We start from the raw sequence: 18,060 nt of genomic DNA, 5'->3' as shown, positions 1-18,060 counted from the left end.
ATCGCGCGGGGCTGGCGAGGATGAGAAGATCGTGACCCTCATACAGGTGAGGGGACCGCGAGTGCCTTCTGATCGGTACGTGCTCCTGGACAAGCTCGGCAGCGGGGGCATGGGCACCGTCTGGCGGGCCACCGATCAGCTCCTCGGCCGGACGGTCGCCGTCAAGGAGATGCATGTCCAGGCGACGGGCAAGGTCCGCGCGGACCGGGTCGCCCGCGCGCACAGGGAGGCGCACGCCCTCGCCCGGATCTCCCATCCGAACATCGTCAACGTCCACGACCTCGTGATCCAGGACGAGCGGCTGTGGCTGGTGATGGAGTACGTGGACGGGCCCTCGCTGAAGGACCATGTCGCCGCCACCGGCCCCATGAGCCCGTCCGACGTGGCCGGGATCGGCCTGCAACTGCTGTCCGCCCTGGAGGCCGTGCACGCGGCCGGCGCGCTGCACCGGGACGTCAAGCCGGCCAACGTCCTGCTGCGGCGCGACGGCAGGGTGGTCCTGTGCGACTTCGGCATCGCGGCGCTGACCGGAGCCGACTCGCTCACCGAGACCGACGCGGTCGTGGGATCGTTCGAGTACGTCGCCCCCGAGCGGCTGAACGGCGGGCCCGTGGGGCCGCCCAGCGACCTGTTCTCGCTCGGCGTCACCCTGTGCGTGCTGCTGTCCGGCCGTTCCCCGTTCGCCCGGCCGGAGGCCGTCGGCGTGCTGCACGCCATCGCCCAGGGGGAGCCGGAGCTGCCGCCCGCCGCGGGGCCGCTGCGTCCCGTGCTCGAAGCGCTGCTGCGCAAGGAGCCGGCCGCTCGCCCGTCCATCGCGGAGACGAGCGCGATGTTACGGCCTCTCACCGCGACGGCTCCGACCGCCTACGACCTCCCGAAGCGCCCGCCGGCTCCGCGCCGCCGCCTCGTCGGCCTGGTGGGGGCCGCGGCCGCCGTCCTGCTCGGCGTCGCGGCCACCACGGCCGTGCTGATGAACCGTCCGACGGACGGCGCCGGCGCCGCCGCCACCACCGCGACGGCGAGCTCCACGTCCCCGAGCTCCGTGACTCCCACGCGCCCGACCCGCATCGACGCCGTGATGCCGCTCCCGGACGACCCGGAGCCGAACGCGCCGAGCCACTACTGGATGTTCTCCGGCGACCGCTACATCCGGGTCAGCCTCTCGGCGTCGGGTTACCCGGTGAGCCGGCTCCTGCTGGCTTCCTCGCCGATCGGGACGTGGGGCGACACCTTCGGGAAGCTGCAGGGCTTCCAGAACGGCGTGGACGCGACGCTACGTGTCCCCGGCTCTCCCGACGAGTACTGGGTCTTCTCCGGCACCCAGTACATCCGCGTCCGGCTCACCGGCGCCGAGCAGGGGTACGACGACACGCTGGTGGCCGGCCCGCGGCCGCTCAGCGACTGGGCGGACGCCTTCGGCGAGCTCGCCGAGGACGGCATCGACGCCGTGGTGCGCACCCCGGACGACCCGAAGCAGTACTGGGTGTTCGCCGGCGACCGGTACGTGCGGACCACGCTCGACGGCGAAGGCCCTCGCGGCCAGGTCAGCTACGGCCCGGCACGGCTCGACGAATGGCCCGGCACCTTCGACAAGGTCGCCGCGTTCAGGCAGGGCATCGACGCGGTGATGCCCGTGCCGGGCGAGCGGAACGACTACTGGGTGTTCTCCGGCACGCAGTACATGAAGATCCGCATCACGGACGTCGCCTACGAGGACACGGTGCTCGAAGGGCCGGACACCCTCCGGAACTGGTCCGCCCTCCGCTGACCGAGCCGGCCGGGCGGCCAAGCGGCTGGGCGGGCGGGCAGTCACGTGGCCGGGTGGCCGGGCGGTCACGTGGCCGGGTGGCGGCCGGGCAGGTCAGCCGTCACCGGGGGGTGACGAACTCCTCGATCAGGACGGGGTACTGCTCTCCACCGTGCCCCGCCGCGATCGCGCGATCGGCTATCGCCTTGATCAGCTTCGGCAGTTCGGCGTTGACCCCGGCCGCCTCGCTCTCCTCGACCAGGTGCGCCATCGCCCGCACGTCCGTCTCCAGAGCCGACACCTCGGCGGGGAAGGAGCCGCTGTCGACCTGCTCGGCATATCCGGGCAGCCATCCGGCCACGCCGGTGGCGAGCTCCCGCGCGAACGGCGCGAAGGTCGCCGCGTCGATCCCCGCCGTCCTGAGCAGCGCGGTGCCCTGCAGCCAGGCGTTCAGGATGCTCCACATCATGGTCAGCCCGGCCGCGTCGTACAGGGACGCCAGCCCCGGGTCCGCGCCGAGGTAGGTGAGGGTGCCGAGCACTTGCAGCGTCTGCTCGTGCGCCTCGAAGTCCTCGCGCGGCCCGCTGTGCAGGATCACCGCCTCGGCGGTCCCGATCGCAGGCGGGACGGCCATGATGGCGCCGTCGAGGTAACGGGCACCGCGCCGGGCGGCCCACTGGGCGGCCTGCCTGGCCTGGGCCGAGGTGCCGGAGGTCAGGTTGATCAGCGTCGTGCCCTCCAGTGGGCTCTCGCCTTCTCCAAGAAGCTCGCGCACGGCCTCGTAGTCGGTGACACAGATGATCGTCAAGGGGCTCGCCTGGAGCGCGTCGCCGACCGTCGGCGCCAGTCGCGCGCCCCCGGCCACCAACTGGTCGGCCTTGGAGGCCGTACGGTTCCAGACGGTCGTGGGACGCCCCGCCTTCAGGAAGGCGCCGGCGAGGGCCTGGCCCATCAGCCCGAGCCCGATGACCGTCACGGGTGCAGCGGTTCTGTTGTTCATGGCAGCATCGTCAACGTTGAGACCGGTATGAAGGTCAAGTGGGGGTTCGATGCGAATCGGGGAACTGAGCCGTCGGACGGGCGTCCATGCCCACCAGTTGCGCTACTACGAGGCCCAGGGCCTGCTGGAGGCGGAGCGCGGCGCGAACGGCTACCGCGAGTACGACGAGAGCGCGGTGCTGCGGGTGAAGCAGATCCGGCACCTGCTCGGTGCCGGCCTGTCGTCGGAGGACATCGCGTACCTGCTGCCCTGCGCGGTCGGCGAGGCCCCGGAGCTGTTCGGATGTCCCGAACTGCTGGCGGCGATGCGATCACGGCTGCGGCGGCTCGACGATCAGATGGTGCGGCTCGCCCAGTCCCGCAGCGCTCTGGCCGACTACATCGACGCGGCCGAGCGTACGGGCCGCGAGAGCTACCCGCCCTTCGACCACGCCGACCTGGAGCCCGTCCCCGGCTGAGCGACCGGGGCGGACAGTCCGGCGGCGTCCTAGCCCTTCGAGTCCGGCTCGTAGTCCTGGACGAGCAGCCCGAGCAGCACCTCGTCCAGGAACTCGCCCATCACCCACGCCGAGGAGCGCAGCACGCCCTCGCGCACGAACCCGTTCCTCTCGGCGGAGCGCAGCATCGCGGTGTTGTCCGCCAGCGTCTCGATCTGCAGCCGGTGCAGGCCGCGCACGACGAAACCGTAGTGGCACATCACCGCCACCACGTCGGTGCCGTAACCCCTGCCGCGGGCGGACGGCCGCAGCCCCAGCCCGATGTGCGCCGACCGGTTGTGGGTGTCGATGCCCCACAGCGTCGCGGTGCCGACCAGCGTGCCGCCGTCCAGCTCCACCACGGAGAAGACGACGTGCCCCTGCTCCTTGTCGTCCACCACCACCAGCGATTCCTTGGAGCCGGGCGTGATCGGGCGCCATGGGCTGGCCTGGGCCCGCGAGTGGGTGACCACGTCGTCGTAGAGCTCGGCCTGCAGGATCGGGATGTCGTCCTCGTGCCGGGCCCTGAGCCCGACCTTGCTGCCCTTCAGCATGCGAGATTCCTAGCCGACTGGGCCGACCGTCGGCAAACCCATATACTCAGCCGCTGATCCATGTCCTCGGCGTCGGAGGGGCCACCCTCTGCTCCTGGGCGTCACTGGAGCGTGCCGGAAGAGGGAGATGTCGAGATGCCGGCCATGATCCCAGGTCAGTCGACGTGGGAGTGCCGTCCCTCGAGGTAGTCGTTGAGCTGCCGCCACTGCGTGGGATGAATGTCGAGAGAGTGCAGCTCGCCCGGCTCGACCCACCGCACGTCGCTCGCCTCGTCGTTCGCCTCAGGACGACCGCCGACCGGACGAGCGATCAGCATGACCTCGTACTCCTGGCGGATCTCCCCGTCCGTGTAGGCCACGATGTGGCCGGGGTCGGAGTAGATCCCGAGGATAGCCACCGGCTCGACCCGGATGCCGGTCTCTTCCTCGGTCTCCCGCACGGCGCACTGAGACGGCGTCTCGCCGATCTCCATCTTGCCCATCGGCAGAGCCCACTGGCCGGTGTCACGTCGGAGCTGCATGAGGATGCGACCGGCGTCGTCCACGGTGACCGTCCCGCAGGCCGGCACCAGGCTGTTCGCCTTCGGGGCTTCCGGATCGTTCCAGTACTCGACTCGTCCCATGAGGTGCCTCTCAGATCTCCGCGCCGGACCACGGAACGGCGCCGGCCCAGACACGTTCGAACGACGACATGTAGTGCTCGGCCATCGTCCCGCCATCGAGGCGGCGAAAGTGGAAGGTCGGGTTGGCCGAGGCCGGCTCGCCGTACGCGTGCGGGTTGACCAGGATGTCATCGTCGTAGCGGAACAGCGAGGCGTACAACGTCGTCGCGTGCAGCCGCATCTCACAGCCGTCCAGCTCGGGCAGCGTCCGGTAGTAGGTCAGGGATGAGCGGATCTTGGCGGCCAGCGTGCCGCCGAGGCCCTCTTCACGGTCGCGCGTCTCGACGGACTGAGCGGTGGGATCACCGAAGCACAGCCTGATCGTGACACCGCGCCCCGCCGTCTTGGTCAGCAACTGGGCGATCTTGGGCTGTGTCTGAGCGAAGAACGTCCCCGAGAAGACCAGTACGTCCACGCTGGCTTGCGCGTCACTGAGGAGCCGCAGCCACAGCTCGCGAGGAACGCTGGCGCGGTCGGGGAAGACCTCCACCAGCTCGGACCGGTTCGCCCGGCCACGGCGCGACTGGCTGGCTTCCAGAACGTCAGGCCACAGATGCGTCTCGTCGGCGGTCAGCAGTTTCGCCGCCGCCCACCGGTGCCGACGATGCGGCACCCGTCCGGTATTGATCCACCGTTCGACAGTTTTGGGCTCGACACCGCACGTCTCGGCCAGGTCCTCCAGGGACAGGCCGTGGCGGAGCATCGCTGTGCGTAGGCGCTCGTTCACACTCCCAGTGGACGTGAACGTCCCAGGACGTTTCAAGGCCGTGGCGGGACGTTTCTCAGTGACTTGACACGTCCCAACGACGGGCTGCCGCGCAGTTCAAAGGTCCCCGCCTACCTGGCTTCACTTGGACTCATCGGAGTCGCAACGTCTGAGAGGTGGGTGGATGAGTCCCTGCCAAGCATTGCCCGGCCCTGTACTCGGGGTGCCGTCGCTCGATGCGGCTGAGCAACTGAAACGAGAGCTACACCTCTTCGGCATCCCCAGCGACGTCCATGACGGGTACGGGCTCGCGCTGGTGTCCGTGTGCGTCGGCCTCGTCGTGTGGTGCGACTGTGAGAGATTCTGGTGGCGTACGGGCTGGGACGTCCTCCGGAAGCGGGCCATCTACGCCTGGCATCCCATCCAGGAGCCTGCGAGAGCCGCTGGCCGGCTTTCCCGCCGTTACGTGGACGTGCGCGCGTCCCATCCGGTCGCCGGAGTATGGCGGTGCGAGTGACCGCGGCACAGGTGATCAGCGCGTTTCCGGGGTGGCAGATCTACGACCTGGCAGGTGGTTGGGCGGCCATCCGCACGAACTTGTTGCCCAGGACCAGCGGACTCTCCAACGTACGCTGCGGAGAGACCTTGGAAGAGCTCGTCAGGCATCTCGAATCCGAGACCCGGCAGCGAGCCTAGCCGGGCACGTTCCTCGCGGCGCGGACGCCCTTCACACCACCGGCCCGGCCGAGGGACCCGGGAACAGCCTGGACGAGACCGGCGAGCGTGAGCACGGACGTCGGGGCATCCATGGGCGAGGCTCCACGGTGCTAGATCTTGGTCTGGCCCCAGAGCAGCAGCATGACCAGGACGAACACGATCACCACACCGGCATAGCCGATCGGCCCCAGGCGGATCGCCCGGCGCACGCGGTTGAGCAGCCAGGCGAACAGCAAGGCCAGGAAAATCAGGAGGATCAGGCCGCCGTCCATATCGTCCAGTATGCGGCCCGATCCGGCCTGCCGCGTGGTGACGATTCAGAACCCGTCAGAAACCGAACGACCTGCCGATGATCTCCTTCATGATCTCGGTGGTGCCGCCGTAGATCGTCTGGACCCGGCTGTCGAGCCACGCCTTGGCCACGGGGTACTCGGTCATGTAGCCGTACCCGCCGTGGAGCTGCAGGCAGCGGTCGATCACCTTGGTCTGCAGCTCGGTCGTCCACCACTTCGCCTTGGCCGCGTCCACGGCGGTGAGCCGGCCGGCGTTGAGGGCGAGGATGCACTTGTCGACGTAGTGGCGGGCGATGTCGGTCTCGGTGGACAGCTCCGCGAGGACGAAGCGGGTGTTCTGGAACGAGCCGATGTTGCGGCCGAAGGCCTGGCGGGTCTTGCAGTACTCGATGGTCTGCTCCAGCACCGCCTCCGCCGCGGCCACCGCCGCCACGGCGATCGACAGGCGCTCCTGCGGCAGGTTGTGCATGAGCTGGAAGAAGCCCTCGCCGTCCTTGGGGCCGAGGCGGTTGGCGACGGGCACGCGTACGTTGTCGAAGAACAGCTCGGCCGTGTCCTGCGCCTTCATGCCGACCTTGTCCAGGTTCCGCCCGCGGACGAAGCCTTCCATGCCGCGCTCCACCATGACCAGCGTCGTGCCCCTGGCGCCCGCCTCCGGGTCGGTCTTGGCCACGACGACCACGAGGTCGGCGTTGATGCCGTTCGTGATGAAGGTCTTCTGGCCGTTGACGACATAGTGGTCGCCTTCGAGGGTCGCGGTGGTCCTGATGCCCTGCAGGTCGCTCCCGGCGCCGGGCTCGCTCATGGCGATCGCCGTGATCAGCTCGCCGGACGCGAAGCCGGGCAGCCAGCGTTGCTTCTGCTCGTCGTTGGTGAGGTCCACGACGTACGGGGCCATGACGTCGTTGTGCAGCGAGAAGCCGAGGCCGGTGGCGCCGTTCCTGATGAGCTCCTCGACGATCACGGCGTTGAAGCGGAAGTCCTTGACGCCCGCGCCGCCGTACTCCTCGGGCACCGAGAAACCGAACATGCCCAGCTCGCCGGCCTTCTTCCAGACCTCGCGCGGGACGATTCCGTCCTTCTCCCACTGGGGGTGGTGCGGGACGACCTCGCGGGCCATGAAGTCGCGCACGGTCTCCTGGAAGAGGAGGTGCTCGTCGTCGAAGAGGTCTCGCTGCATCAGTCGCCTCCGCCTGCAGAATAGGATTCTGTTACCGGAAGGTATACCCGGCGCGGGGGGCTGGGGACACGGGTTCATCACAAGTGCCGGAAGAAGCGTTTTTCGGCATGTGTTGCCGGTGTTTCGACCCTAAGATCTACCCTCGGTCTGGTATGTGGGGGATCGGAGTCTCCGTGAGACGGTGGCACAAGGCGTTATTCGCTGCATCCTTGGGCGTGGCGGCATCTGCTGGGTTGGTCGTGACAGCGCCGACCCCCAGCCAGGCGGTCGAAACCTCGCTGCTGGCGTACTACCACTGCACGGGCGGAATCGCGGATGCGGGCGTGGACCTGAAGGTCCGTATCACGCCTCAGGTCACCACCGCCGGCACTCTGAACGTCCGGTGGGACATGTGGTACGAGGGGCAGGCGCGCCTCGGGTCGCCGGGCTACTTCGCCGCCGGCTCCAGGCTGGACCTCGACGGTGCTGTGGACATCAGGGGCGACTGGGGGAACCAGCTCCAGATCGTCGGCGGCAAGGACCAGCCCAAGCTGGAGCCGGGCAACTACCTGGAGCTTCCCACGGGCCTCTCCCGTGGCGCGACCATCGAAGAGCCAGGGACGATCGAGCTCAAGCCGGGCGCCTTGAAGATCAGGTTCACGCCGGCCGCCGGTGAGTGGATGGTCAACGACGGCAACCCGGCTGTTCAATACACCGGGTCCTGGACTCCGGAGCAGTCCCCTGAGGAGCTGGACGACTACCGCCACGACGTGCACAAGGCCACGACCAAGGATGCGATCGCGAGGCTGACCTTCAAGGGCACGAAGGTGGCCTACGTCGGCAGGCGCGCGCCCGGGCTCGGGCCGGTTCGCGTCCTTCTTGACGGCAAGGTCGTCACCACGTTGCCCGCTCAGCCGGGCACCGACCCCGACACGACGTTGCCTCCGACCGGGACCGAGACTCAAGTGGTCCTCTGGGAGTCTCCTGCCGACCTCAAGTACGAGCCGCACACCGTCGAAATCGTCAACGTCGAGGACAAGCCCGCTTATCTCGACGCGTTCAAGGTGACCATCGGCAGCATCGCCGAGCCGCCGGTCCACGACGAGGCTACCTGCAGCCTGACGAAGGACCCGGGAGTCGTCGAGGTCAACATCCCCGGCATCAGCCAGACCCCGACCGACGACCCCGACACCGACCCGCCCACCGACGACCCGAACGACCCGGACCCGAACGACCCCGACGACCCGAACGACCCGGACCCGGACCCGAACGGCAACGAGCACGACTCCGACGCCACCATCGGCGGTGACTTCGTCCAGGTGGTCACGCCGACCGGCACCAGCACCACCACGGCAACCGTCACGCCGAAGAGCACCGGCCCCACCGCGACCAAGTACTACCGCGCCCAGGTCGCCAACACCCCGAGCGGCGGCGTGGACACCGGAGTGGCCCCCGATGAGGAGAGGCCCCCGCTCGGGCTCATGGCCGGCGGCATGGCTCTGGTGATGGGAACCGCCGGCGGCGGGCTGCTGCTGCGACGGCGTAGGGCCGAGCACGCGGGAGGAGCGCTCTGATGGAGGAGCAGCAGCAGAAGAAGCCGATGCAGCGGGCGCTGCCCGGGCTGCTCATCGCCGGCTCGCTCGGCGGCATCGGCCTGGTCATGGTGAGCCTGCTCTCGCTGGCACCCCCGGTGGACGACGGCTCGGGCTCAGGTGAGCCGCTCGCCGCGCCCCAGGGCGCGCCGTCCACGGTCGAGATGTCGAACGCGGGCGCGTTCATCCTCCCGCCGACGGTCGGCCCTGGCGGCAAGAACGTCCCCCTGACCCCGGCTCGCCTGGACGCGCCGCCCCCGCTGGCGGCAGCCCCCGTGGTGCCGGCGATCCCCAAGGCCAAGCCCAAGGTCGGCAAGGCCGCACCCAAGCCGATCCGTATCAAGATCCCCAAGATCAAGGTGAACGCGCCGATCGGCTCGGTCTCGGTGAACAAGAAGGGCGTGCTCGGCACGCCCCCGCTGAGCAAGCCCAACCAGACGGGCTGGTACAAGGGCTCGCCGGTGCCCGGGGAGACCGGCCCGGCCATCATCAACGGCCACGTGAGCACCCGCTCGGGGCCCGCCGTCTTCGATCGGCTGCGGGAGCTGGCCAAGGGCGACCAGATCTACGTGTATCGGTCGGACGGGAAGGTCACCCGGTTCACGGTGAGCGGGATCGAGCAGGCGAGCAAGAACTCGTTCCCGACCAAGCGGGTGTACGGCAACACCAGCAACTCCCAGCTCAGGCTCATCACTTGCGGTGGGGTCTATAACAAGGCGACCCATCACTACACGGACAACATCGTTGTGTACGCAACGTTGTCGAAGAAGAAGGGATGAGGGGGAAAGTTGGGGTGGATTTGGCGGTTTACGGGAAGTTGACAGGGACAGTTCGTAGGATCTCTACCTAACCGTGACCAACGGCTGGAAGTCTGGCACGACTGTTGACAACGCTTTGAAACGGAGAAGGACCCGTGCTTATGTCCCAGGTGAGGCGACGCCTCGCCCAAACGACATCCGCGTTGGGATTGATGAGCGCGCTCGTCATCTCCGTCTGCTCCGTCTTCATCATGGCGACGCCGACGCCGGCGTCCGCCGCAGTGACGAAGTCATATACGTACACGTGTAGTGGCGGACCCTTCACGAATACGTCGATCACCGTGGGGCTCAGCGCTCCTGACACTGTGACGGCGGGTCAGTCCTTCACCTTGACCGTCAACATTCCGGCGCTGACGCTGCAGACCGCCCCGACCGCAACTACCACCGTGCAGGCGAATCTGTCGCTGACGCCGACCGGCGGCACCATTTCCGACACCACTGCGAAATCTGGAGCGGCGGTCACCGCCAACCAGACCGCGGTACCGGCCGGAAACGTGACCTATCAGGTCGCGGTGGCCGCTGCCACGACGACCAGCGTCATCGTTAGGCCTGCTGCGCTGACGTTGGCTCTCACCAGCGCGCCGACCCCGACCACGTCGTGCACCACGACCTCCACCGATGTTCTGACCGTCCCGATCGGCACGGGCGGTGGCAACGGAAGTGGCACCGACATCGTCCAGTACGAGTGCATCGGCCCCGCGGCCACCGACATCCAGGACGTCGAGATCAAGGTCGAGCTGACCATGCCTGCCAACGCCAAGGTAGGCGAGCAGTTCACTATCAAGTGGAAGGGCACCTACACCCAGGGCAAGGAGCTGAAGGCGCCCGCCACAGGGCAGATGATCGCAGCGAAGGTCTTCGCTTATGCGTCCCTCACAGGCATCACCGGACTGACGTCCGCGACGGGTGAAGGCACCACCGGTACCGTCACGGCCGGTCAGATCATCACGCTTCCGACCACACAGATCGATCTCAAGACCACCACGCAGACAGCGGGCACGGCCACAGTGAAGCCGGCGGCCGTCAACTTCGGCTCGAACGCCACGACAGGCAACGACCCGTCGATCGAGTGTGAGGTCGTGAACGCGACCTCGCTCAAGTCGTACACCCTGACGGTGGGTTCCGCCTCGACCAGCTCCAGCCCAAGCCCCACCACGACCAGCCCCACCCCCACGAACACCAGCCCCCGCCCCACCACCACCCGCACCTCCACGGTGACGATCACCCCCAGCAGCAGCACCACCAGGAAGTCCCAGACCCCCAAGGCGGGCGCGGACACGGGTGCGGGTGGGACGATGGGCCCTGACGGCCGGCTGTTCATTCTGACCGGCACAGCCCTGGTAGGAGCAGCCGCGGTCGGCGGGCTGATCATGCGACGCCGTTCGATCAGGGGCTGACGAGACGTGTCGGGCTACTATCCGTACGGCGGCGGCCAAACCCCCACGCCTCCGCCACCCCAGGACAAGGGCAGCACCGCCCTCAGAGCGGTCCTGATCACGGCCGCGATCGCCGGGGTGGTGACGGTCGTGGCAGGCCTGCTGATCGTGCTCAGGTCCCCCGAGGAGTACGGCCTCCAGAGCAGCAGGGACACCCTGAACCTCCAGGCCCAGCCGAAGCAGACCGCCCAGCCCGAGCAGGCGTGGTTCCAGGCTCCGGCGAACGTGCCGCCGCCGCTGCCGCAGATCACCCCGGCGCCCGCCATGCTGCCCTCCACCCCGATCAGGCTCGTGATCAAGCGTCTGGGCATCAACGCCCCGATCCAGTCGGTCGGTCTGAAGAGGGACGGCACGATCCAGGTGCCCCCGTCGGAGAACCACAACCTGGTCGGCTGGTACCGGAACATGTCCACCCCGGGCGAGGTGGGCCCCGCCGTGCTGCTCGGCCACAAGGACACCCGGACGCGTCCCGCCGTCTTCGCCCGCTTGCCGGAGCTCAAGAACGGCGACACCATCGAGGTCAAGCGCCAGGACAAGACGACCGCGGTGTTCACCGTCGGCGGGGTGGAGCAGGCGGACAAGAAGACCTTCCCGACCCAGCGCGTGTACGGGGAGCAGCAGAACGCCCAACTGCACCTCATCACCTGCGGTGGCACCTACGATCGGACCACCGGGCACTACACGGACAACGTCATCGTGTACGCCACGATGACGAGCTCTTACAGAAGCTGAGCGCGGAGGCGGGCATGGGCTGGATGGCGAAGCGGAGACTGCGTACTGGCCCCACGGCGGCACTGCCCGCCAGACCGGACCCCGGCGAGCTGCTGCGTCTCGTCCAGCTCGCCGATCCGAACGCCAGGCGCGACGGCGACGACATCATGGCGGTGGACGTCCGCGTGCACGCCCCGGTCGAGGCGGACAAGGACCTGACCGGCGGCGAGCTGGAGCAGGCGTGGGCCGTCAGGGTGGCCGCCGAAGGGCCGCTGCCGCTGGACTTCTTCGACCGCTACCTGGCCGAGGGCCTGGCGTTCCGGCTGGGCGGGCTCGCGGTGTGCCGGGGCGAGGTGAGCGATCCGGCCGACGACAGCGCCGAGAGCGGTCCTGCGGTGATCCTCCCGGTACGTCCCACCGCCGAGGAGCTGGCGCCCCTGCTGCAGCAGGACGAGGACGACGCGTTCATGTTCACGGCCGGCGAGGTCAAGGCCGCGCTGGTGCCGCAGAAGGGGCAGCCTCCGGCCGTACAGGAGCTGCTGCCCTTCGCCACCGAGCTGACCGCGATCGAGCTGCGCGGCGACGACCCGGTGAAGCTGGGCGCGCTCGCTCTGGAGCTGTCGGAGGCGCTGAACGGCATCCCCGTGGACCGCTGGCGCTTCCGGATCGACGCGCCGGAGGACCTCGCACCCGCCGCGCAGGACGCACCGGAAGACGCGCCGGAGGACGCCGTACCCCCCACGGCCCCTGCATCCGAATGACGTTCTGTTGTACCCTGCCCCTAGTAACCGAATAATGCTCGGTTTCCAGGAGGCACTGTGGCAGAGGCGTACATCGTCGGGGCGGTCCGCACCCCGGTCGGCAAGAAGAAGGGCGGCCTTTCCACCGTCCACCCCACTGACCTGGCCGCTCACACGCTGAAGGCGCTGATCGACCGCACCGGCGTCGACCCCGAGGCGGTCGAGGACGTCATCATGGGGTGCGTCATGCAGTTCGGCCCCCAGAGCATGGACATCGCGAGAAATGCCTGGTTGTCGGCCGGTCTGCCCGAGACCACGGCCGGCGTCACGATCGACCGGCAGTGCGGCTCCTCGCAGCAGTCGATCCACTTCGCCGCCCAGGGCGTCCTGTCCGGCACGCAGGACCTCGTGGTCGCCGCCGGCGTCGAGTCGATGAGCATCGTGCCCATGGGCTCCTCGATCACGGCCGCCCTGGAGAAGGGCATGCCCTTCCCGTTCGGCGAGAAGTGGGTGGAGCGGTACGGCAAGCAGGAGATCTCGCAGTTCCGCGGCGCGGAGCTGATGTGCGAGAAGTGGGGCTACACGCGGGAGGTGCTGGAGCAGTTCGCGTTCGAGTCCCACCAGCGCGCCGCCAAGGCCATCGCGAACGGCTACTTCAAGGACCAGATCGAGCCCATCAACGGCGTCGAGGACGACGAGGGCCCCCGGGCCGACACGACGCTGGAGAAGATGGCCGGCCTGAAGACCCTGAAGGAGGGCGGCCAGATCACCGCCGCCACCTCCTCGCAGATCTCCGACGGCTCCGGCGCCGTGCTGATCGCCTCGGAGCAGGCCGTACGCGACCACGGCCTGACCCCGCGGGCCCGCATCCACCAGCTCGCGCTGATGGGCGACGACCCCGTCTACATGCTGACCGCGCCGATCCCCGCCACGCAGCGGGCGCTGAAGAAGGCCGGCATGTCGATCGGCGACATCGACGTGGTCGAGATCAACGAGGCGTTCGCGCCGGTGCCGCTGGCCTGGATGCACGAGCTGGGCGCCGACCCGGCCAAGGTCAACCCGAACGGCGGCGCCATCGCCCTCGGCCACCCGCTGGGCGGCACGGGCGCGATCCTGATGACCAAGCTGCTGCACGAGCTGGAGCGCACCGGCGGCCGGTACGGCCTGCAGACGATGTGCGAGGGCGGCGGCCAGGCCAACGTCACCATCATCGAGAGGCTGTAGGAAAGGCGCGAGCGCCGCCCCGGGCGTAACGAGGGGGGCGGCGCTCGCCTAACTACCATCCCGGTAGTTGCTTCATCTGCCCTTGGAAGGGATGCGGCGCGGCGGCGCGATGGGCCGCTGCGGCATCTTGGGCATCGGCCGCACGACCGGCAGGGCGGGGCGGCTCTTCTTGTTGCTTGCACGGATGAACATACAAAGCTCCTCTACGTAATTCGGGGACGCGGCTGCCTACGAAAGGGCCGCTCTGCGAGCTCAGCTGCGTGCCGCGTCACATGGCTGGACGGGGGACAGGGCTTGCGTGCGAATTACAGGTAAAGGCGCATGTCCAAGAGGCTAGGGGGGCGCCGGGTGCCCGTGCAACCGAATTAACGACCGGCCCCGCCGCCACGGCTGGTGCGGCGACCAGCCGGGTCCACGCCTGCCGGTCGTCATCTGGAGGGGTGGCGGATCGGGCAAGGATGCGAGACGTGCCGGTTGGGGCAGCAGATCACGCCGATCGTGATGAATCGCCCGCCCTGCAGCCATTCGCCCCACTGCACGTCCACGCCCCGAGCCAGCAGATCGACGGCGGTCTCCGAGCGCTCCTCCAGCGGCAGCAGCTCGGGCAGCAACAGCGCGCCGTGCACCTTGGCGTACTCGGCGGCCATCCACCCGGCCGCCTGGCCGGGCTCGTCGAAGGTACGGGCGATCCGCGCCGGCGGCTTGGCCAGCCAGTCCCCGGTTCGCATCGGAGGCACCGGCGACGAGGAGAAGTCGGGTGAGGCCGGTCGGCGTTCGGCCTCGTTGCCGCGGTCGGCTCCGGCGCCGGTCCACTGGTAGGCGTGCCAATGCATGCTCGGGCGCTCCCGTAGAGTGCGAGGGGACGGCGGGCCCTGCTTGCTGTGATCAGGCAGGGACCGCCGTCCTTCGGGGTGACGCTCAGATGGTGGCGAGTCCGGCGGCGCGAAGCTCGTCACCGGTGAAGCGGAGGGTCCCGGCGTCCGGGTTCTTCGAGTCACGCAGGGCGTAGGCGTCCTCCACGCCGGGGATCGGGGCGATCAGGACACAACTCTCCCCGTCCTCGTTCTGCTGGTTGCCGCCACACAGCCTGGTGAACGGCACCTCGCCGAGGCTGTTGCCGTACAGGTCCGTCATTCTGTTCCTCCTTGTACGTTGCGAACGCTTCCAACCGTACTGCCATATTGAAATCGCAGCAAGGTATACGGGATCTCGGACCTTACTGGCGTACTAGTAAGGTGATGAAGTAGGACGAGTCGTCTGAGGGGATGGGACGTGCGACCGTCAGGTTGGAGCAACACCTCGGCTCCCTATATCCGGCCTCGCCGCGATGGGGAGCCCGACGCGTGGACCGAGGAAGCCGCCCAGCGGGGACATGCAGGGACGAACGAACTGCGCGAGGTCGGCGAGATCCCAGCTCCGCCGGACATCGCCCGTGACCTGGACCTCCAGGGTGAGCAGAACGTCGTGGTCCGGCGACGCATCGTGCTGCTCGACGGCGCGCCGATCGAACTCGCCGACTCCTACTACCCGGCCTCCATCGCACGCGACACGCCCCTCGCACATCCGGGCAAGATCCGTGGTGGCGCGGTGAGGCTGCTCGCCGAGCTGGGCCATCGCGCGCGCAAAGTTGAGGAGACGGTGAGCGCCCGGCCGGCCACTGCGACCGAGCGGGGCCTGCTCAAGCTCGATGCGACCGACTGGGTCCTGGTGCTTCGCCGCGTCACCCGGGACAGCGCCGGAACTCCCTTCGAGAGCACGGTGATGACGATGGTCGCCAGCGGCCGTGAGCTGCGATACGAACACGAGGAAGGCTGAACATGGCAAGACGGGTCGACAGCCGGCCTCGGCATCAGCAGGTGGCCGCGGACCTGCGGGCCCAGATCATGTCCGGGGCTCTTCCCGCAGGTGCGCAACTGCCGTCCACACCCCAACTCGCGCAGCAGTACGGGTGCGCGCCCGCCACCATCCAGGGGGCGATGAAACTCCTGAAAGACGAGCGCTTCCTGGAGGGACAACCCGGCAAGGGCGTCTTCGTACGGCAGCGGCAGCCCTTCACCGTCACTGCTACGGCCTACAAGACCCCCGCATCGGGCGGCTACGGCTACGACCTCCTGCACGTGCACGAGGTGGAGCCGCCGGCCGACATCGCGCAGGCGCTCGATCTCGACGAAGGCGAGCGCTGCGTGGAGCGGCACCGCATCCTGCTGCACGCCGGAGATCCCATCGAACTCTCGTGGTCGTACTACCCGCTCGCCATCGTTGCGGGATCAGCTCTCGCCGGGCGAGCGAAGATCAAGGGTGGAGCTCCCAAAGCGCTTGCTGACCTGGGCTTTCCTCAGCGGACGTTCGAAGATCGGATCTCGGTGCGGCAGCCGCGCACGGAAGAGGTCGTGCTGCTCGACCTGCCGGCGGACGTACCGGTCATCCGGCAGTTCCGGGTGATCCGCAGTGATGACGAGCGGCCCGTCGAAGCTTCGATTCTGATCAAGGGCGGCCACTTGTTCGAGGTGCTGTACCAACAGCCGGCTCAGCCTCAGTGACGACCGCCAACTGTGTGAGTGGCTGGTGGGGAAGGCCCGGTGACCTGTTCCCGGCTCACCCGCGTGCGGCCGAGATGACCAGGTCCAGGGCCTGGCGTGACTCCCGGAGGTCGCGCATCGCCTGGTCGATGCGGTCGCGTTCCGCGCGCAGCTGCCCCACCACGTCCGGGCACGTGGGCGCCAGGCGCTCGCCACGAGCCTCCAGGCACGGCAGCACGGTGGCGATGGTCGAGGTGCTCAGGCCGGCCGCGAGCAGGCAGCGGATGCGGCGCACGGTCTCCACGTGGGCCTCGGTGTACTCGCGGTAGCCGCTGGGCAGGCGCGACGGGTTCAGCAGGCCCTGCTCCTCGTAGTAGCGCAGGAGCCGCTCGCTGACGCCGGTGCGCCGGACGAGCTCGCCGATCCGCATCCCCACCTCCACGACTTGACTCTCACATACATGTGAGACTTTAGCGTGCCCGCATGAAGAAGAGTCTGCTGGTGCCGGCCGTGCTCATGGTGAGCGTGTTCGTGGTCGGCACGTCCGAGTATCTGATCGCGGGGCTGCTGCCTCAGGTGGCCGCCGACCTCGACGTTTCGGTGTCCACGGCAGGGCAGGCCGTGACGGCGTACGCGCTGGGGGTGGTGGTCGGCGGGCCGCTGGTGACGATCGCGACGGTGCGGCTGCCGCGCAAGGGGCTGGCGCTGGGGTTGCTGCTGCTGTTCGCCGCCGGGAACGCGGTGTGCGCGGCGGCCGGGTCGTACGAGGTGCTGATCGCCGGCAGGGTGGTCGCCTCGCTGAGCCACGCGGCCTTCCTGACCCTGGCGCTGATGGTGACGACGCGGGTGGTGGAGCCGCAGCGGGTCGGGACGGCCATCGCCGCCGTCGGGTCGGGCTTCTCGGTGGCGACGCTGCTGGGCGTGCCCCTGGGGGTGTTGCTGGGGGAGGACGCGGGGTGGCGGACGCCGTTCGCCGTGCTGGCGGTGCTGGCGCTGGCCGTGACCGGGTTGCTGGCCGCCGTGCTGCCCCGCCAGGACGCCCCGGCCACCAGCGTGCGGGACGAGATCGCCACCGTGCTGGGCCGGCGGGTGCTGGTGGTGATCGCGACGACGGCCGTCGGGCTGGCGGCGACCTCGACCGTGTTCACCTACCTCGCGCCGGCGCTCACCGAGATCACCGGGTTCGGGGCGGCGGCGGTGTCGACGCTGCTGCTCGTGTACGGGGCCGGCAGCCTGGCCGGAGGGCTGGTGGCGGGGCGGCTGGCGGACCGGTCGCTGGGTGCCACCGTGCGCGGCACGTTCATCGGGCTGAGCGTGGTGATGGCCGTCTTCCCGTTCGCGGTGCCGTGGGCCGGCTCCGCCGTGGTGGCGGTGCTGGTGCTGGGGCTGCTGACCTCGGCCACCACGCCGGCGCTGCAGAGCCTGGTGCTGCGGCACGCCGGGCGGGCGCCCACGCTGGCGGTGTCGGTGAACGTGTGCGCGTTCAACATCGGCATCGCGGCCGGGTCGGCGCTCGGCGGCGGGCTGGTGGCGGTGGACGGGCTGCGGTGGCTCGGGCTGGCCGCCGCCGTGCTGAGCCTGGCCGCCCTCGCCGTCAGCTACGCCGCCATCCCGCGCCGGGAACCGTTGACGAGTTCCGCGGCCTGAAATCATCCGTCCGGGGCCGGTGACGTGCCCCGGACGGATGACCGTCACAGGGGGATCACG

The 18,060-nt window shown here is 69.0% G+C and carries 20 protein-coding genes; 11 read left to right on the top strand and 9 right to left on the bottom strand.

From position 1 onward, the window contains the following. Positions 1 to 61: 61 nt before the first annotated feature. A complete protein-coding gene (locus tag AB0I79_RS56015; protein ID WP_357892955.1) occupies positions 62 to 1,768 on the top strand; it encodes a protein kinase in 1,707 nt (568 codons plus the stop codon). 100 nt (positions 1,769 to 1,868) lie between these two features. Here AB0I79_RS56015 and AB0I79_RS56010 read toward each other — a convergent pair whose 3' ends face one another. Further along, the gene (locus AB0I79_RS56010) at positions 1,869 to 2,747 is read right to left on the bottom strand and encodes an NAD(P)-binding domain-containing protein (RefSeq protein ID WP_357892953.1); all 879 of its coding nucleotides are present in this window, start codon (positions 2,745 to 2,747) and stop codon (positions 1,869 to 1,871) included. Positions 2,748 to 2,796: 49 nt separating this feature from the next. Between AB0I79_RS56010 and AB0I79_RS56005 the strand changes: the two genes are divergently transcribed. Further along, positions 2,797 to 3,204 carry a MerR family transcriptional regulator gene (locus AB0I79_RS56005; protein ID WP_357892951.1) on the top strand — a complete coding sequence of 136 codons (408 nt, stop codon included), beginning with the start codon at positions 2,797 to 2,799 and terminating at the stop codon, positions 3,202 to 3,204. Between the two features lie 29 nt (positions 3,205 to 3,233). Here the strand turns inward: AB0I79_RS56005 and AB0I79_RS56000 are convergent, their stop codons facing one another. From AB0I79_RS56000 to AB0I79_RS55980, 5 genes are all read right to left on the bottom strand, one after another. Next, the gene (locus AB0I79_RS56000) at positions 3,234 to 3,776 is read right to left on the bottom strand and encodes a GNAT family protein (protein ID WP_357892949.1); all 543 of its coding nucleotides are present in this window, start codon (positions 3,774 to 3,776) and stop codon (positions 3,234 to 3,236) included. A gap of 155 nt (positions 3,777 to 3,931) precedes the next feature. Then, a complete protein-coding gene (locus AB0I79_RS55995; protein WP_357892947.1) occupies positions 3,932 to 4,399 on the bottom strand; it encodes an NUDIX domain-containing protein in 468 nt (155 codons plus the stop codon). 10 nt (positions 4,400 to 4,409) lie between these two features. Next, positions 4,410 to 5,165: a helix-turn-helix transcriptional regulator gene (locus AB0I79_RS55990; RefSeq protein WP_357892945.1), complete on the bottom strand. Its 756-nt coding sequence runs from the start codon at positions 5,163 to 5,165 to the stop codon at positions 4,410 to 4,412. A gap of 806 nt (positions 5,166 to 5,971) precedes the next feature. Continuing rightward, complete coding sequence (locus AB0I79_RS55985; protein WP_357892943.1) at positions 5,972 to 6,133, bottom strand: hypothetical protein; 162 nt, start codon at positions 6,131 to 6,133, stop codon at positions 5,972 to 5,974. A 55-nt stretch (positions 6,134 to 6,188) separates the two neighbouring features. Continuing rightward, positions 6,189 to 7,334 (bottom strand): acyl-CoA dehydrogenase family protein, encoded by a 1,146-nt coding sequence (locus AB0I79_RS55980; protein WP_357892941.1) that lies wholly within the window; start codon positions 7,332 to 7,334, stop codon positions 6,189 to 6,191. 239 nt (positions 7,335 to 7,573) lie between these two features. Between AB0I79_RS55980 and AB0I79_RS55975 the strand changes: the two genes are divergently transcribed. The 6 genes from AB0I79_RS55975 (at position 7,574) to AB0I79_RS55950 (ending at position 13,834) form a co-directional block, all read left to right on the top strand. Next, a complete protein-coding gene (locus tag AB0I79_RS55975; protein WP_357892939.1) occupies positions 7,574 to 8,887 on the top strand; it encodes a hypothetical protein in 1,314 nt (437 codons plus the stop codon). Further along, the gene (locus tag AB0I79_RS55970; RefSeq protein ID WP_357892937.1) at positions 8,887 to 9,684 is read left to right on the top strand and encodes a class F sortase; all 798 of its coding nucleotides are present in this window, start codon (positions 8,887 to 8,889) and stop codon (positions 9,682 to 9,684) included. The genes AB0I79_RS55975 and AB0I79_RS55970 overlap by 1 nt, the downstream gene beginning before the upstream one ends. A 191-nt stretch (positions 9,685 to 9,875) precedes the next feature. Further along, on the top strand, positions 9,876 to 11,120 hold the full coding sequence (locus AB0I79_RS55965) for a hypothetical protein (RefSeq protein WP_357892935.1): 1,245 nt from the start codon (positions 9,876 to 9,878) through the stop codon (positions 11,118 to 11,120). A gap of 6 nt (positions 11,121 to 11,126) precedes the next feature. Continuing rightward, positions 11,127 to 11,891 carry a class F sortase gene (locus tag AB0I79_RS55960; RefSeq protein ID WP_357892933.1) on the top strand — a complete coding sequence of 255 codons (765 nt, stop codon included), beginning with the start codon at positions 11,127 to 11,129 and terminating at the stop codon, positions 11,889 to 11,891. A 23-nt stretch (positions 11,892 to 11,914) separates the two neighbouring features. Beyond that, positions 11,915 to 12,631 carry a hypothetical protein gene (locus AB0I79_RS55955; RefSeq protein WP_357892931.1) on the top strand — a complete coding sequence of 239 codons (717 nt, stop codon included), beginning with the start codon at positions 11,915 to 11,917 and terminating at the stop codon, positions 12,629 to 12,631. Positions 12,632 to 12,688: 57 nt separating this feature from the next. Beyond that, the gene (locus AB0I79_RS55950; protein ID WP_357892929.1) at positions 12,689 to 13,834 is read left to right on the top strand and encodes an acetyl-CoA C-acetyltransferase; all 1,146 of its coding nucleotides are present in this window, start codon (positions 12,689 to 12,691) and stop codon (positions 13,832 to 13,834) included. Positions 13,835 to 14,262: 428 nt separating this feature from the next. Here the strand turns inward: AB0I79_RS55950 and AB0I79_RS55945 are convergent, their stop codons facing one another. Both AB0I79_RS55945 and AB0I79_RS55940 read right to left on the bottom strand, forming a co-directional pair. Beyond that, a complete protein-coding gene (locus AB0I79_RS55945) occupies positions 14,263 to 14,667 on the bottom strand; it encodes a hypothetical protein (protein WP_357892928.1) in 405 nt (134 codons plus the stop codon). Positions 14,668 to 14,752: 85 nt separating this feature from the next. Then, positions 14,753 to 14,968: a DUF397 domain-containing protein gene (locus tag AB0I79_RS55940; protein ID WP_357892926.1), complete on the bottom strand. Its 216-nt coding sequence runs from the start codon at positions 14,966 to 14,968 to the stop codon at positions 14,753 to 14,755. A gap of 138 nt (positions 14,969 to 15,106) precedes the next feature. On the opposite strand from AB0I79_RS55940, the gene AB0I79_RS55935 reads away from it, so the two are divergent. Continuing rightward, entirely contained in the window at positions 15,107 to 15,649 is a 543-nt protein-coding gene (locus AB0I79_RS55935; RefSeq protein WP_357892924.1) for a UTRA domain-containing protein, read from the top strand. 2 nt (positions 15,650 to 15,651) lie between these two features. Continuing rightward, on the top strand, positions 15,652 to 16,374 hold the full coding sequence (locus AB0I79_RS55930; RefSeq protein ID WP_357892922.1) for a GntR family transcriptional regulator: 723 nt from the start codon (positions 15,652 to 15,654) through the stop codon (positions 16,372 to 16,374). A 55-nt stretch (positions 16,375 to 16,429) separates the two neighbouring features. On the opposite strand, the gene AB0I79_RS55925 is transcribed toward AB0I79_RS55930, so the two are convergent. Beyond that, complete coding sequence (locus AB0I79_RS55925; protein WP_357892920.1) at positions 16,430 to 16,783, bottom strand: MerR family transcriptional regulator; 354 nt, start codon at positions 16,781 to 16,783, stop codon at positions 16,430 to 16,432. 53 nt (positions 16,784 to 16,836) lie between these two features. Between AB0I79_RS55925 and AB0I79_RS55920 the strand changes: the two genes are divergently transcribed. After that, entirely contained in the window at positions 16,837 to 18,000 is a 1,164-nt protein-coding gene (locus AB0I79_RS55920) for an MFS transporter (protein WP_357892918.1), read from the top strand. The last annotated feature ends 60 nt before the right edge of the window (positions 18,001 to 18,060 follow it).

The organism is Nonomuraea sp. NPDC050202, from assembly GCF_040656115.1.
In the GTDB taxonomy this organism is placed as follows: domain Bacteria; phylum Actinomycetota; class Actinomycetes; order Streptosporangiales; family Streptosporangiaceae; genus Nonomuraea.
Note: the sequence above shows the minus strand (reverse complement) of the source record. Positions and strands in the feature narration are given on the sequence as shown.